Annotated in this window: 11 protein-coding genes; 8 read left to right on the top strand and 3 right to left on the bottom strand. The window is 70.0% G+C overall.

Annotated elements, in window-relative coordinates; translation table 11 throughout:
* The first annotated feature begins 468 nt into the window (after nucleotides 1-468).
* From OG883_RS13960 to OG883_RS13970, 3 genes are all read left to right on the top strand, one after another.
* A complete protein-coding gene (locus OG883_RS13960; RefSeq protein WP_266539853.1) occupies nucleotides 469-2,688 on the top strand; it encodes an NADP-dependent isocitrate dehydrogenase in 2,220 nt (739 codons plus the stop codon).
* A 434-nt stretch (nucleotides 2,689-3,122) separates the two neighbouring features.
* Entirely contained in the window at nucleotides 3,123-4,085 is a 963-nt protein-coding gene (locus OG883_RS13965; protein WP_266539855.1) for an RICIN domain-containing protein, read from the top strand.
* 450 nt (nucleotides 4,086-4,535) lie between these two features.
* Entirely contained in the window at nucleotides 4,536-4,982 is a 447-nt protein-coding gene (locus tag OG883_RS13970) for a DoxX family membrane protein (RefSeq protein WP_266539857.1), read from the top strand.
* A gap of 239 nt (nucleotides 4,983-5,221) precedes the next feature.
* Here OG883_RS13970 and OG883_RS13975 read toward each other — a convergent pair whose 3' ends face one another.
* Nucleotides 5,222-5,752 (bottom strand): hypothetical protein, encoded by a 531-nt coding sequence (locus OG883_RS13975; RefSeq protein ID WP_266539859.1) that lies wholly within the window; start codon nucleotides 5,750-5,752, stop codon nucleotides 5,222-5,224.
* Between OG883_RS13975 and OG883_RS13980 the strand changes: the two genes are divergently transcribed.
* The 3 genes from OG883_RS13980 to OG883_RS13990 all read left to right on the top strand — a co-directional run bounded on the left by OG883_RS13980 (nucleotide 5,751) and on the right by OG883_RS13990 (nucleotide 6,633).
* A complete protein-coding gene (locus OG883_RS13980) occupies nucleotides 5,751-5,900 on the top strand; it encodes a hypothetical protein (RefSeq protein ID WP_266541687.1) in 150 nt (49 codons plus the stop codon). The genes OG883_RS13975 and OG883_RS13980 overlap by 2 nt on opposite strands.
* Nucleotides 5,897-6,121, top strand: a complete 225-nt coding sequence (locus OG883_RS13985) for a helix-turn-helix domain-containing protein (protein ID WP_266541528.1) — start codon at nucleotides 5,897-5,899, stop codon at nucleotides 6,119-6,121. The genes OG883_RS13980 and OG883_RS13985 overlap by 4 nt, the downstream gene beginning before the upstream one ends.
* A 95-nt stretch (nucleotides 6,122-6,216) precedes the next feature.
* Nucleotides 6,217-6,633, top strand: coding sequence for a hypothetical protein (locus OG883_RS13990; RefSeq protein WP_266539861.1), 417 nt, complete (start codon nucleotides 6,217-6,219; stop codon nucleotides 6,631-6,633).
* 470 nt (nucleotides 6,634-7,103) lie between these two features.
* On the opposite strand, the gene OG883_RS13995 is transcribed toward OG883_RS13990, so the two are convergent.
* Nucleotides 7,104-11,558, bottom strand: a complete 4,455-nt coding sequence (locus OG883_RS13995) for a tetratricopeptide repeat protein (RefSeq protein WP_266539863.1) — start codon at nucleotides 11,556-11,558, stop codon at nucleotides 7,104-7,106.
* Nucleotides 11,559-11,594: 36 nt separating this feature from the next.
* Nucleotides 11,595-11,993 carry a CU044_2847 family protein gene (locus tag OG883_RS14000; protein WP_266539865.1) on the bottom strand — a complete coding sequence of 133 codons (399 nt, stop codon included), beginning with the start codon at nucleotides 11,991-11,993 and terminating at the stop codon, nucleotides 11,595-11,597.
* 256 nt (nucleotides 11,994-12,249) lie between these two features.
* Between OG883_RS14000 and OG883_RS14005 the strand changes: the two genes are divergently transcribed.
* A complete protein-coding gene (locus OG883_RS14005) occupies nucleotides 12,250-13,440 on the top strand; it encodes a hypothetical protein (protein WP_266539867.1) in 1,191 nt (396 codons plus the stop codon).
* Nucleotides 13,437-14,399, top strand: a complete 963-nt coding sequence (locus tag OG883_RS14010) for a hypothetical protein (RefSeq protein WP_266539869.1) — start codon at nucleotides 13,437-13,439, stop codon at nucleotides 14,397-14,399. Before OG883_RS14005 ends, OG883_RS14010 begins: the two co-directional genes overlap by 4 nt.
* The last annotated feature ends 1 nt before the right edge of the window (nucleotide 14,400 follow it).

The raw sequence follows: 14,400 nt of genomic DNA on the forward strand, positions 1-14,400 counted from the left end.
CACGCCACAGCGCTTCCGCTCCAGAGCGCGGCACGGCGAACATCCGGACCGCGGTCGGGATGCCGCATCGGCATGGCACCCGGGGCCGATGTGTGAGACGCCCGGTCCGCACAGTGAGACGTGGCATGAGGGAACGCATCGCGGCGGAGCCGTTCACGTGCCGAATGTCGCCGATGGCAACCGAGCCCGCCCGTGCCCGGGGGTGGTACCTGGTCGACCGAGAGGGCCTCACCCCCACTCCGCGCCCGGTGAGCAGGCAGCTCGCCCGCCTCGCCGTACCAGGGAGAGGGGGGCGCAGCGCCGCAGGTCACGGACTCCGCTCCCCGCGCACACGGGGCCGGACCATCCACTGCCGCGACGAGACGACGTGTTTGTGCCGCCGGTAGGGGCAGGGCCCTGTCGAGAGGGGGGCGATCGCCGGATATCTTGATGTCGAGCAATGTTGCAGAACGTGGAGCGGAGCACCCGGTGACTGACTCGACCATCATCTATACGCACACCGACGAGGCCCCTGCCCTGGCGACCTATTCGTTCCTGCCTGTGGTCGAGGCGTACGCCTCGACCGCCGGGGTCACTGTGGAGAGCCGTGACATCTCTCTGGCGGGGCGGATCATCGCCAGTTTCCCTGAGCGTCTTGAGGCGAGCCAGCGCATCGATGACGCGCTCGCCGAGCTCGGTGAGCTGGCCAAGACGCCCGGGGCCAACATCATCAAGCTGCCGAACATCTCGGCCTCGATCCCGCAGCTGAAGGCGGCGATCGCCGAGCTGCAGCAGCAGGGCTACGCGCTGCCGGACTACCCGGACGACCCGAAGACCGACGAGGACAAGGACGTCCGCGCGCGTTACGACAAGACCAAGGGCAGCGCCGTGAACCCGGTGCTGCGCGAGGGCAACTCCGACCGGCGCGCCCCGGCGTCGGTCAAGAACTACGCCAAGGCGCACCCGCACCGCATGGGCGCGTGGACGTCCGAGTCGAAGACGAACGTCGCGCACATGGACGCCGACGACTTCCGCTCCACCGAGAAGTCCGCCGTGATCGCCGAGGCCGGCTCGCTGCGCATCGAGCTCGCCGGGGACGACGGCAGCACCACCGTCCTGCGCGAGTCGGTGCCCGTCCTCGCGGGCGAGGTCGTGGACGCGTCCGTCATGCGTGTCGCGCCGCTGCGCGAGTTCCTCACGGCGCAGGTCGCCCGTGCCAAGGCCGAGGGCGTGCTGTTCTCGGTGCACCTCAAGGCCACGATGATGAAGGTCTCCGACCCGATCGTCTTCGGCCACGTGGTGCGCGCCTTCTTCCCGAAGACGTTCGCCGCGCACGGTGACACGCTCGCCGCGGCCGGCCTGAGCCCGAACGACGGACTCGGCGGCATCCTCAAGGGCCTGGAGTCGCTGTCCGAGGGCGCGGAGATCAAGGCTTCCTTCGAGGCCGAGATCGCCGAGGGCCCCGCGCTGGCGATGGTCGACTCCGACCGCGGCATCACCAACCTGCACGTGCCGAGCGATGTCATCGTCGACGCCTCCATGCCGGCCATGATCCGCACCTCCGGTCACATGTGGGGTCCGGACGGCCAGGAGGCCGACACCCTCGCGGTCCTCCCCGACAGCAGCTACGCCGGCATCTACCAGGTCGTGATCGACGACTGCCGTGCGAACGGCGCCTACGACCCGTCGACGATGGGCTCGGTACCCAACGTCGGTCTGATGGCGCAGAAGGCCGAGGAGTACGGCAGCCACGACAAGACCTTCGAGATCCCCGCCACGGGCACGGTGCGGGTCGTCGACGGTGACGGCAACGTCGTGCTCGAGCAGGCGGTGGGCGCCGGCGACATCTTCCGCATGTGCCAGACCAAGGACCTGCCGATCCAGGACTGGGTCAAGCTCGCCGTCACCCGCGCCCGCGCGACCGGCGACCCGGCGGTGTTCTGGCTGGACGAGGGCCGCGCGCACGACGCGACCCTCATCGCGAAGGTCAAGTCCTACCTCGCCGACCACGACACCGACGGTCTGCAGATCGAGATCATGCCGCCGGTCGACGCGACCGCGTTCTCCCTCGAGCGGATCCGCCGGGGCGAGGACACGATCTCGGTCACCGGCAACGTACTGCGTGACTACCTGACCGACCTGTTCCCGATCCTCGAGCTCGGCACGAGCGCGAAGATGCTCTCGGTCGTCCCGCTCATGAACGGTGGCGGACTGTTCGAGACCGGTGCCGGCGGCTCCGCGCCCAAGCACGTCCAGCAGCTCGTCAAGGAGAACTACCTGCGCTGGGACAGCCTGGGCGAGTTCCTCGCGCTCGCGGTCAGCTTCGAGCACCTCGCGCAGACCACGGGCAACGCGCGCGCCCAGGTACTCGCCGACACCCTGGACCGCGCGACCGGCACCTTCCTCAACGAGGACAAGTCGCCGAGCCGCAAGCTGGGTGGCATCGACAACCGCGGCAGCCACTTCTACCTGGCGCTCTACTGGGCGCAGGAGCTGGCGAAGCAGACCGACGACGCGCAGCTCGCGGAGGCGTTCGCCGCTCTCGCCAAGACGCTGAGCGAGCAGGAGCAGACCATCGTCGACGAGCTGATCGCGGTGCAGGGCTCGCCCGCCGAGATCGGCGGCTACTACCAGCCCGACGCGTCCAAGGCCTCGGCCGTCATGCGTCCGTCGACGACCTTCACCCAGGCCCTGGCGACCCTCGGCTGACACGAACGAAGGCTGTTGCAGGTGAGCGTTTCACCTGTTCCGCCCCGGCCGGCATCCGCCCGGCCGGGGCGGCGCCCGTTGTGGCTGCGCCGCTGCGCTCCGTCTGCCGCCCGGTCGGTGGCTGCCGAAGCGGGTCCTCCGCGGTGTGTGACCCGAAGCGGTTCACCGTGTGGCGGTGCCTTACGCACAGTCAGATTCCATCACCCCAGGGCCTGGTGGCCGGCCGTGTGCTTCGACCGGACCTCCTCGTACCTCTTCTCGGCCTCGCCGGAGTTGGCGCCCACAGGATGGGCTGGGGATGCACATGGCAGCATTCGCGCGCACCATGTCAGGTGAGGGAGAAGACGCACGACGGAATGCGCCGCGCAGGGAAGCCATGAGCCGGCGCCGAGTCCAGTTTCGGCATGTCCCGCAGGTGCAAGGTGGGCAGACTCGTGCTCGAAGTGAACCGGCGATCCACAGAGTTCCATCCACTCCCCGAGGCGGGCGTTGCTGCACGGAAACTGCCGCGCGCCAAGCCCGCACTACTTGCGGCCGGGCTCCTGGTCACCGCCGCCCTGTGCACCACCCAAGCGCATGCGGAGGCGTCCGCCGCGCCGGCTGCGGGTCCGTACGGCCCCGACACGTGTGTGCAGGGCACGGTCTGGCGTGAAGCGACGCCCGAGGACCACGTGTGCGTCCCCTACCAGACACGCACTCAGACACGGGCCGAGAACGAAAGGGGTCCGAGCCTGCGCGAAGGGAACTCCGACACCTGCGTGGCCGGCTTCGTTCCGCGCGCGGCCGTACCGGGTGACCGCGTGTGTGTGGACCCCGGAGTGCGCGAGCAGGCGCGCAAGGACAACGAGCGGGCACCGATCAACTGGGCGGCCACCCGGGACCGGACGGATGCCGGCAACTACGTCCCCCACCCGTTCGCGTTCCCGGGGAACGACTACCTCATCAAGAGTTCCGACACGAGAGAGCGCGACGGACTTCATGTCCTCGTGGCCGACGTCTCCAACGCCAGCACCGCGGACGGCACCGGGCTCGTCGTCTGGGAGAGAGTGGGCGGCGGGCACCAGGAATTCGACTTCCGGCGGAAGGGCAACGGCCTCGCCTTCCAGAACAGCTTCGAGATCGTGGCGCGGCACAGCGGCAAGTGCCTGGATGTGGCGGCCTGGAGCAAGGACGACGGCGCCAGGGTGATTCAGTGGCCCTGCCACGGTGGAGCGAATCAGAAGTGGTACCTGGAGCGGCGCGCTGACAACGAATGGCAGGTGCGCTCGGTCCACAGCGACAAGTGCCTGGATGCCCACAACCCGGCGTTGACCGCTCCTCCGCAGGGGACGTACCTGCAGCAGTGGACGTGTGTCGGAGGAAAGAACCAGGCATGGCGGCTGCTGAGCGTGGGCTGACCGCGGCGGAGCCGGACGGGGGAGCCGGACAGGGGAGCGCGTCGCTCACGCCGGCCGTCCATGGTCGCCACAGGGGAACTTGTACCGCCGTTTGTTCTCCTCGCCGAAAGGAGAGTCCCGCTGGAATTGAGCGGACAGAGGACCACCGGTGGCTGCCGACGGCCCGTACGGAAGCCCGACTGCGCTCGGAGGCCGAGTGGCGAGGAGGGCTTTCACCCTCGCAGGCGGAGGTGTGGGACCGACGTGCTTGCGACGGTGAAGACAGCGACACGTGCGTGAGTACGCTGCCTGCGGTCGGGCCGGCCGGCGCCGTGACGGCCGTTCATCAGGGCGGCCCACACGGCGCTCGGTGCGAGAGCCGGCGACCCGATCGGTCCGGCGACGGAGGAACAGCGCGGCGCAGGGACGTGTCGGCTCCGTTCTGGATGACACACCGTCAGGAGGTCTGCGATGAACCGGCGGTCCGCGGCCCGGCAACTGCCGCTCAGGCTGAGCGCAGGGGCTTTCATCCTCAATTCCGGGCTCACCAAGTTGAAGGCGGACGAGGAGGCTGCCGCACAGCTGCAGGGATTCGCCGCCACCACCTACCCGTTCCTGGGCAAGCTCGATCCGCAGCAGTTCGCAGGGCTGCTGGGCAAGGCGGAGCTCGCGCTGAGCGCGGTACTGCTGCTGCCCGTGGTCCCGCCCGCTGTCGGGGGTGCTGCCCTGACTGCTTTCTCGTCCGGCCTGGTCGGCTTGTATCTGCGGACGCCCGGTATGCGCCAGGAAGGCAGTCTGCGCCCCACGGAACAGGGGGTGGTCCTGGCCAAGGACGTCTGGATGCTCGCCATGGGGCTGTCCCTGGTGGCGGAGGGCCTCCTCCCCGAGAGCAAGGGCAGGAGAAGGCGCCGGCGCTGACCCCGGACGGGGAGCGCGGCACCGGGCGGGGGTGCGGTCCGGGCGGACGCGTGGGGCCGATGGGATCGGACCTCCCGGGCGGCACCGGGTGTGATACGGGTGGACTCGCCTATTCAGCTGTTGCCAATTCCCCGCGGAGCCCAGGGCCGCTAGGAGGGCGAGCCCGACCAGGATGAGGCCGATGAGGTCGAGAGCGGCGACCGCGACGAGGGCGGGCCCCGCCCGCGAGGTGCGCGGCATCAGCCCTCGTAGTCCTCCTGGTCCTCACCCTCGTCGTCGTACCAGCCTTCGACCATCCCGACGAGCCGTTCATCAATCGGATTGCCCACCTCGTCGTCCTCGGCGAGCAGGCGGCGTAGCGTGTTCAGCGGGTACCAGTGCTCACCGGGACCGGCCGCGGGTGCGCCCACGCAGGGGGTGTCCAGGAGTCCCGGCGCTTGTGTCTCGCCGTAGAACGGTGGTACTTCGCCTGTGTCGAAGTCCGGCTCGAACTTCCATACCCACCCCTTGCGGCGGCACAAGACTTCGCCGATGTACCACACGGCGCCTTGGATGAAGAGGGCGCGGCGGTGCTGAGTGATCTCCTCCGTCTTGGTGTACGTCTCCCTCACCAGGTCTTCCAGTGCGTCTAAGGAGGCGTTGGAGAAGTCGAACAGGGTGACGCCTCCAGCTTCGTGGGCCCAGGGTTCGAAGCCGGTCTGTCGTTCGGTCAGCCACGCCAGGAGATCGGGGTGACGGGTCGAGTCGTAGCTGTCACGGGGATCAGGCATGCCCGGAACCGTACCGAAGTCGATTCCCTTCACCTTCCTGGCTGTCGGGGTACTGTTCGGCCGCGAGGGGAGGCCGACGCCGCTGGGGCAGGCGTTCGCCGAAGCCAGCTGGAGCGCGCCCACACCGACCTCGCATCCCGGGAACTGAGCGGTCAGCCCGTTCAGGCGATCGCGGCCCGCTGGGGCTTCTCCAGCGCTACCAGGTTCAGCCGGGCGTTCCGCGAAGCCTACGGAATCACCCCTACCGAACACCGTGCGCTGTCCCTGGCCGCCCCACGGCACGCAGAGCACAGAAACCCTGCACGCCATGAACACCACCGCACGCTCCTCGGGCCTACATTCTCCGCTGGAGACAGCGCCACAGCGTGAGTTGGGGAGGCCGGTCGCCCCGCCCTGAGCAGGGCGACCGACGCTACTCATGGTGTGAGTGCCGATGGGCAACAATTCGTCAGGGGAGACATCGCATGGCTGGAAAGATCAGCAAGTTCGCGGCCGCGGCGGCCGCGGCGACGGCGCTCGTGACGCTCGCGGGGAGCCCGGCGAGCGCGGCCGACACGGCGTACAACACGCGGAGTGTGTTCCTGGACGGCGAACCGAGTGGGGCAAACGTAAGCGCGTGCACCACCAGGAGCATGTACCTGGCCAGCGGCACCTACACGTGGACGCAGATCCTCGGGGGCAGCCGCACGCCGACCCGCGACATCTACCTGGCCACGGGCACCTACACGTGGAGGGACTGCATCGTCCCCCATAACGGCTACTACGAGCAGACGTCCAGCCTGTCCAAGCCCGGTTCGGAGACGGCGTACCTCATCGAACCGAGCTTCCGCCAGCCGGCGCGCACTTACACCTTCGGCTCGCTGCTCGACCCGCACTTCTGATCGACCGCCCGGGCATCGCCCCGATCCGCTGAGGCGCGCCGGCCAGGGCCGGCCCGCCTCAGCGGCAGCGGCGCGCCGGCCCCAAGCAGCGGGCGACCACCGACACCAGCGCGGCGTGTGACCCGTTAAGGAACATCTGCCACTACCTGACCCACCAGGCATAGTCACCGCCACGAAGCTGTGCCACTCCGGCCGGACGAGCGTGGCGTCGGCACCCCACCGAAGATCACATAGGGTCACCAAGAGTCCCGCCAAGGCCGACAACTGGCGATAGTTGAATAGGCGAGCTCACCAGTATCACACCCGGGCACCGGGCGGGCTCAGCAGGCTGGCGCCGACACCAGAACCGAACGCCCGACAAGCCGTTCACGTTGTCCGGCAAGGGAGCACGCGCCATGAGGCGGCTGACCTCCGCCGGGCCGGCACAGCCGAGCTCGGCCACCTCGGCAGAGCGGGTGCCGGCGGGCTGATCAGTCGTCCGAACCCGCAATTGCGTCCCGGGCCTGTTCGGTGGGTAGTTCCGCGAGGAGGGTCCTGGCCCGGCGCAGTACGGTGTCATCCGCATCCTGGTCGCCGGCGATGGCCTTGTCGAACCAGTAACGCGCTTCGCCGGGCAGGCCTTCTCCTTCGGCGGCCCGACCCAAGAGGACGAGCAGGGCGAGCGGGAGCCGGGGCAGGACAGCCGTCCCCTTCGCTCCGAGGGCAGGGGCGGCCGCAGGGGCCGCGACCGGGGCATCGGTCATCCGGTCCGCCTTGCCGGATGTCGTCGCTGCGAACTCTGGAGCAGGCTCGTCCCAGGGACTGCTGCTCGGTGGCAGGGCACGCGCCGGGGGCCGGTGTCCGACCGCATGTCCCGAATCCTCCATTGCCAGCAGCGCCTGGGCCCTGGCGTCCATGTCGACCGAGGCGGCGGCTTCCTCGAAGTACTCCCGTGCCTCGTCGGGCCGTCCCCCCAGGACAGCCAACTGGCCGAGTACGACGAGACCTTGTGGCCGGTGTTCCCTGTCGTCGGAGCGGGCCAGTGGCAGTAGTACCTCCTGCGCCTCGGGCCAGCGGTCGAGCTGGGCCAGCGCACTGCCGAGGTAGCGCCTGACCAGTGGTTCGATCGCGGCCACCTCGCAGGCGAGCGCCTCCGTGAGCGCCTCCCGTGCTCCCTCGAGGTCGTTTTCGGCGAGCAGGGCGACCCCGATGAGGGCGAGGGCCTTGGGTGAGACTTCCGGGTCGTCCATGTCAAGTGCGGCATGCAGGTACTGCTGGGCGACAGCGGAGTCCCCGGCGTCCAGCAGATACTCACCGCGGCCCATCAGGGCGATCGCCGCCGCATCGGGGCGGTCGGAGGCGGCCGCTTCGTCGAGCAGTTCCAGAGCCGCGTCAACCTCGCCCCGGCGCAGCCGAAGTGCGCCCAGGTGGGCGCGGGCCAGCGGGGCCATCTCGGCCGCGACGCCACTGTCGGAGGACAGCAGGGCCTGGAAACGCGCTGCCGCTTCGTCCAGCCGACCCGCGTCGGCCGCCAGCTTCGCGAGCTGGATACCGGCCAGGTCCACAGCCTCGGCCGACTCCGATGCAGCGGCCCGCTCGAGGAGTTCACGGCCTTCGTCGGCATGACCCTGATGGATGCGCAGGATGCCCAGGAAGCCCGCGGCGATGTCGGCGAGCGACGACCCCGTCTCGGCCTCCTCGGCCAGCAGGGCCGCGGACCGAGGAATCTCGTCGATGTCCGCCAGCATCAGTGCGAGGTCCACCCGGGCGACCGCGGCCCAGTGCTCGTGCCCGGAGTCGATTGCCTTCCGGTAAGCCGCTTCCGCTCCGGTCCAGTCGCCCCGGGCGGCCAGCGCGTCGCCCAGCAGATCCCCGGCGCGCGGGCCCTGGTCCGTCTCGCCGGAGTCCGCGATTCGGGTCAGCATAACGAGGCCTCGCTCGTCGCCGATCCTGGTGAGCATCACTGCAAGGTCCATCCGAGCGATGGAGGCCCACACAGGGTGGCCGGAGTTGATGACCCCCCTGTACGCCGTTTCGGCACCCGCCCAGTCCTCCTGGGCGGCCAGCACGTCACCGAGCAGGTCGGCGGCGCGTGGTCCCTGTTCGGGGTGGTTCGAGCCGGCGATCTCGGCGAATGCGGCACGGGCCTGCTCGTATTCGCCGGCCTGCGCCCAGTACATGGCCTGATCGGCCCGGGCGGCCACCGCCCACCCGGGATGCCCGGAGTCGACCACCATCTGGAGTGCTTCGACGGCGCCCTCGAGATCCCCTTCGGTCGCCCGGACTGTGCCCAGCAGGCAACGGGCGCGCAGCACTGCTTCCGGATTGCTGAAACCGAGGGCGCGCTCCAGGTGCTCCCCGGCCTGCTCCGGTTCACCCTGCAGACACAGCAGCCAGCCGAGGGTGACCTCGGCATGCTGCGCTGCGAAGAGGTTGTCCGAACGGACGGCGGATTCGAGGAGCTCGCGGCCCTGGTCGAAGTCGCCCTGCTGGATGAACAGCCCGCCCAGACTGGCCTGGGCCAGCGGTACGACCAGGGGGTTGGCGGAGGATATGGCGGCGTGCAGGAGGTCGCCGGCGCGTTCCAGGTCGCCCGTGTCGATCAGGAGTGCGGCGAGGTTGGCCTGTGCGAGTGGCACGGCCTGGGAGATCGCCGATTCACGGACTGCGCGCGGCAGGCTCAGAGGTCCGCCGCCGGCGCTGCCCGGGTGTCCCGGCGAGGTGGGTGCTGTGTGCGGTCCGGACGGTTCGCGCTTGTCCTGGGAGGGTGCACGCGCCGTGGACATCTCACCGCGCTGCACGATCAGTCCGCCGAGGTTCGCGGCGGCGAGCGGGACGATTTGCGGGTCTCCCGAGTTGACCGCGGATTCCAGGAGTTCGCGTGCGCGGTCGAGTTCCCCCTGGGCGAGCAGCAGCCCGCCCAGACTGGCCTGGGCCAGCGGCGCCGCTTGCGGGTCGCGGGACGCGAGCGCCAACTCCAGCATGTGCTGCGCGTCCTCGGTCTCTCCGACGAGTTGGAACAGGGCGGCGAGGTCGACCTGCGCCAGCGGCACAACGTCGGGCGATTGTGAGGCATGGGCCTGTTCGAGCAACGTCCTGGCGCGTTCGAGGTCCTCGTTGCGCATCGCCACTTCGCCCAGGATCAGAGCCGCCCAGGCGACGACTTCGCGGCGTGCCGCGCTGTCGTGGGCGCGCTCCAGGGCGCTGACGGCGATGTCCGGCTCCTCGCGGGTGAACGCGGCGAAGGCGATACCGAGCAGGTCGTCGGGCGGTACGTACTGCACCGCGTAATCCCAGGCAAAGCGCGGGACGAGTGTGGTTTCCGGGTCGCCGCGGGCGTCGACGTAGGCCGGCAGATAGGCGAATGCCTCGTAGTGGTTCTCGCCGTCGTCCCCGCCCCCCAGGTACTCGCTCAGCAGGGCGATGCTGCCGGCCACGTTCCTGGTCGCCCAGTCCAGCGAGGTGTCGAAAGCGGCGTCCGTCGCGGCCCGGTGACTCGGTCCCGCCGCCAGATAGTGAACGAAGAGTTGGCGCAGGGCGGTTTTGGTGAGCGGCGCCTCGCACCCCATCCGCTGCCAGTCGACGGCTGCGCGCACCACGGCCCAGCCTTCGGGGCACTCCTCCCTGCCCCCGTTGAGCCGATCCTCCAGGAGGGGCGCGGCGATCATCTGTTCGCCGATGCCACGGTCGGTGAAGTCCTCCTGCTCATAGAGGCGTTGTGCCTCGGCTCGGTCCTCGTCGCGCAGCAGACGGGGCAGAATGATCGGCTTCACCTTGCCGAGCACCTGACGTGCCGCGCGATTCACCTCCCCCTTGGGGGCCTTGAGCCGGCTGTACGCCTCGGAGGTGATCGTGGCGACCACGGTGACGGCCGGCTGGTGCCGTGCGAAGGCTTCGAGGACCTTCAGGTCGACGCCGCCCGGCCGCAGGTACTCGTGGATGTCGTCGAGCCAGAGCACCGCACGGTCCCCGCCGGTGGGCAGCGACAACTTGCCGAGATCGCCGGGCGCCGAAGGTGTGTCCTTGGGAACGATCAGCCGGGCGTCCGGGCACGCGTGACGCAGCAGTTCGATCAGAGTGCGGGACTTGCCGGCCTTGGATTCCCCGGCCAGCAGGATGAACGGCTGGGTGTCCAGGGCGCTCTTGAGGAGCCCGTCTTCGATCTGCCGGGGCACATAGGGCGGGTCCGGGTCGTGTGCCAGATTCTTGGAGGGCGTCACGCCGATGTCGTAGATGCGGACATCGCGGATCCTGGGCAGCTCTCCGTCCGGCCGCAGCGGCAGCGCCAGCAGGTTCTCGACCTCGGCGCGCTGTTCCTCGGCGACCGGCTTGCGGATCAACTCCCGCAGCGGCGGCCAGAATCCGGCGAGCGCTTCCACGGGGATCGCGTACCCGGTTCTGGGATCGTGCTTCTCGCCGGGCTTGTCACGGGCGGCGACGATGCCGATGACACCCCCGAGCGTGATGTCCCACACGGGCGAACCGGAGAAGCCGGGGGCCAGACCATGACCGAGCGTGGACGTCGACTCGAGCTGGATCCAGTCCGGCCCCGCCCGCCCGCTGATCGTGCCGTTCGCGGATACGCCGCCCGCTCTGTGATCGCCCTCCGGGTAGCCGTACACGTGGAAGCGGTGGCCCCAGACCCCGTTTTCGGTGGATACCAGGGGCGCGGTGGCGGCGGTTCCCGGCAGCGGGGTCTGCAGTTCCAGTACGGCCAGGTCGCCCGTTCGCAGGACGCTGTCCTGAGGGTGCCAGCCTCCCTCGACGACGACGGCGGGTATGGGTTCGTGCGGGTCTGCGTGGTGGAAGTGAACGAAGAGGGGACCCTCGGGCGGCTGCCGGCGGTTGTTCGGGACCGTGACATGGGCGCAGGTCAGCACATGACGGTCGGTGACGAGCACACCTGCGCCGTTGGGCGCCCGGTCATGCGCTCGTCGGATGCTCACCAGCCAGGGTGCTTTCTCCCAGAGCACCATGCCGGGTCACTCCGGCACGGTGGAGCCGGTGGCTGCGGGAGCAGGGGAGCCGGTTGTCCCGGTGGCGCCGGCCTGCCCGTCGGCATCCCGCCGTTCTGACCGCTGCCAGGCGAGGCGCACATTGAAATGCCCCTCGGTGGCGGTCTTGGCGACCACCACGCCCGCCTCGGCGTTGAGCTTGATGCCGAACTCGACTTCGTACTCGTCGGGCGCCAGTCCCCTCAGCAGCCCGAGCACCGCTTCGATGGTCGGCCGGGCTCCGGAAAGAATCTGGTCGAGACGTCGGCCGGCCTCCAGTACGCCGTTGTCGTTGCGCGAAACGTTCTCCAGCCCCGGCGCGCTGTCCTCGACCTCCACGATCATCGCCGAGCCGTCCCGCGTCTCGAACCGCACCAGATCGCTCATACGCCCGCCCCCGTCGCCCCGGTGTCGGCCCCCTCGGCCGAAGTGCGCCACGAGTGTAGTCCGTATCATCGGCACGGATTCTGAAATGAGGCCATCTTCCTGGAAAGTGCCGGAAGCTGGCCGCCGCTCGGTAATCTGGGCGGGACCGGTGAGTGCGCGAGCAACACGGGCCAAACAGAAGGCGCGCGGGTGCGCGGGGCGGCGGGCGGGCGGTGGGGCCGTGTTCGTGGGCATGGACGTCGGCACGGGGACGGTCGTGACAGGCGACACGGACGGCGATCGGCCGCCGGAGTTCGCGCCAAGGGGACTTGGAGAGATTCTGCGCCGGGCTCCGGAGCGGGTCGAGAGTCTCGTACTCGCTGTTCCGGACAGCTGGTTCGACGGCGACGGCGACGGTGCCGCGCGGCGGGAGGCGCTGCACGGCGAGCTGGTCGCCCAACGTGGGTTTCCCTTACGTCAGTTCGTGCCTCAGACGGTTGCCGCCGCGGCGTGCGGCGCTCAGGACCTTCCCGCCGCATGCCCCGACCGGCTGGTGTTGCGCATCGGCACGGACGAGGTCGGCGCGGGGCTGTGCCGCGTCTCCGGTCCTTCCGTCGGTCTCGTCGCCACCGAGAGCCGTCCCGTATCCGGCGATGGCGCCGAGCTGGTGGCCCTCGCCCGGGCCCATCGGGATGCCGGGAGTGACCGTGGGCGAAGGGCCGCTCTGCTGCTCGCCCGTGCAAGGACCTTTCCGCGCTACCGAGCCGCCCCGGTGCATGCCTGTGAGACCGCGGAGGGACGCAGGACCATGACGGCCGGAGCGGTCATCGATGACTTCGAATCGGTCGCGGAGGCCCTTCGGGCTACGGTCACGGGCCTTCTCGACCGGTGTCCCCCCGGTCCCCGGCCGTCGGCAGAGCACCGAGTCCTGGTGAGTGGTGACCTGAACGCCCATCCCTTGGCGCTCGTCGCCGTACGGGACTCACTCCGTGACCCCGTGCCGGAGCCGGGCCCGCAGGTGCTCGATCCTCATGCGACAGCGCTCGGCGCGCTGCGGATCGCCCAAGGCGCGGTCCGGGCGCCCGAGACGGCCCGGCACTCGCTGAGCCTGTTCGCCCACCGGCTCCGCCGCGGCAGGCCGGCGGAAGTGCGCATCCCGCTCACCGTGACCGGAGCGGCCGTGCCCATGACGGTGACGGCCGGAGGCGAACCCCTGACCGTGGACATGCCCACGGCGAGCGGCTTCCGGCTCGGGATCGACGTACAGGAGTACGGGCAGGGGCCGTACCGAGTCCTCGAACTGCCGTGCCCTGGACTGCCTGCGGGCAGTGTCCACGTGGGACTGCATCCGGCGGGAACCGGGTTCGGAGTGCTGGTCCTCCGTCCGGTGGGAGGCGGGGAGTCTGTTCTGCTGCCGCTCGGCGGGCCCGTCGGCCGCGGCGTGACGACTACGGAGGCAGGACGTTGAGCGAGGAAGCGAAGGAACGGCTTGCCGAGGCGGTGGAGCGCGGTGACGACCTCGACGCCCTCCACGCCCTGCGCTGGAGCCTGACGTGGTCGGCCCAGGCCATGGGCCGACTGTCACGGGAGCAGTCCGCGACGGCCCCCGTCGAGGCGGTGTTTCTCCTGGATGACGCGCTCAGTGAGACCGAGGCCGTGTCGCGGGCCGTACCCGGGCTGCTCGCGGCAGCGGATCCGGGCCCGGATGTGGGGGAGTACGTCGAGCAGCGGGAGCGTGAGATTGCGCAGGTGCGGCAGCGGATTGCCGCGTGCAGGCAGCAGATGGACGCGGCGGCCAAGGACGAGGCCGAGCTGCGGGACCGGCTCGCGGAACACGAGGCGCTGCGGGCGCAAGTAGCCGAACTGCGCCGCCTGGAACGGCTGGTCGAGGTACTTGACGAGGTCGAGGGGCAGCGCCGCGTCGTCGAGGAACGACTTCTGCTGCTGCGGGAGCGGGCGAACGGTACAGAGCCGACCCTGGAGCGCGGAAGTGCCGAGCTTCTTCGGCTGACACAGGATCAGCTGTCGCGACTCGCCCCCTCGGTGTGTACGGCGCTGGAAGGGGCCGCGCGCAAACAGGCGGAACTGGCCGCGGCGGAGGAGTCGCTGGCGGGCGCCGAAGCGGACGTGACCGCGGCCTCCTCCCGGCTGGCGGAGCACGAGGTGCGATTGGCGGAACTGGGTGCTCATGCCGACGCCAACCGGCGACTCATGGAGGCGATGGCTTCGTTCGAGGATGCCGCCCAGGCGGACGGCAGCCACCTCACCGCTCTGGAGCGGGCCCGCGTGCTGATCGACGGCATCGAGACGCGGCTGCGCGAGGTCGACACGGCTCTGAGCAGCGCGCTGGAGGCCGGCGACCGGGCCACCGGTCCCGGCCGGGCTGTCGTCGCCTGGAGCGGCGAGGACCCGGCCGGGCGTCGCTGAG

This window comes from Streptomyces sp. NBC_01142 (assembly GCF_026341125.1).
In the GTDB taxonomy this organism is placed as follows: domain Bacteria; phylum Actinomycetota; class Actinomycetes; order Streptomycetales; family Streptomycetaceae; genus Streptomyces.

Coding starts and splice junctions, on each gene's coding strand:
- OG883_RS13980 (WP_266541687.1), top strand. CDS start 5,751: ATGCCCGGAACCGTACCGAAGTCGATTCCCTTCACCTTCCTGGCTGTC.
- OG883_RS13970 (WP_266539857.1), top strand. CDS start 4,536: ATGAACCGGCGGTCCGCGGCCCGGCAACTGCCGCTCAGGCTGAGCGCA.
- OG883_RS13990 (WP_266539861.1), top strand. CDS start 6,217: ATGGCTGGAAAGATCAGCAAGTTCGCGGCCGCGGCGGCCGCGGCGACG.
- OG883_RS13975 (WP_266539859.1), bottom strand. CDS start 5,752: ATGCCTGATCCCCGTGACAGCTACGACTCGACCCGTCACCCCGATCTC.
- OG883_RS14000 (WP_266539865.1), bottom strand. CDS start 11,993: ATGAGCGATCTGGTGCGGTTCGAGACGCGGGACGGCTCGGCGATGATC.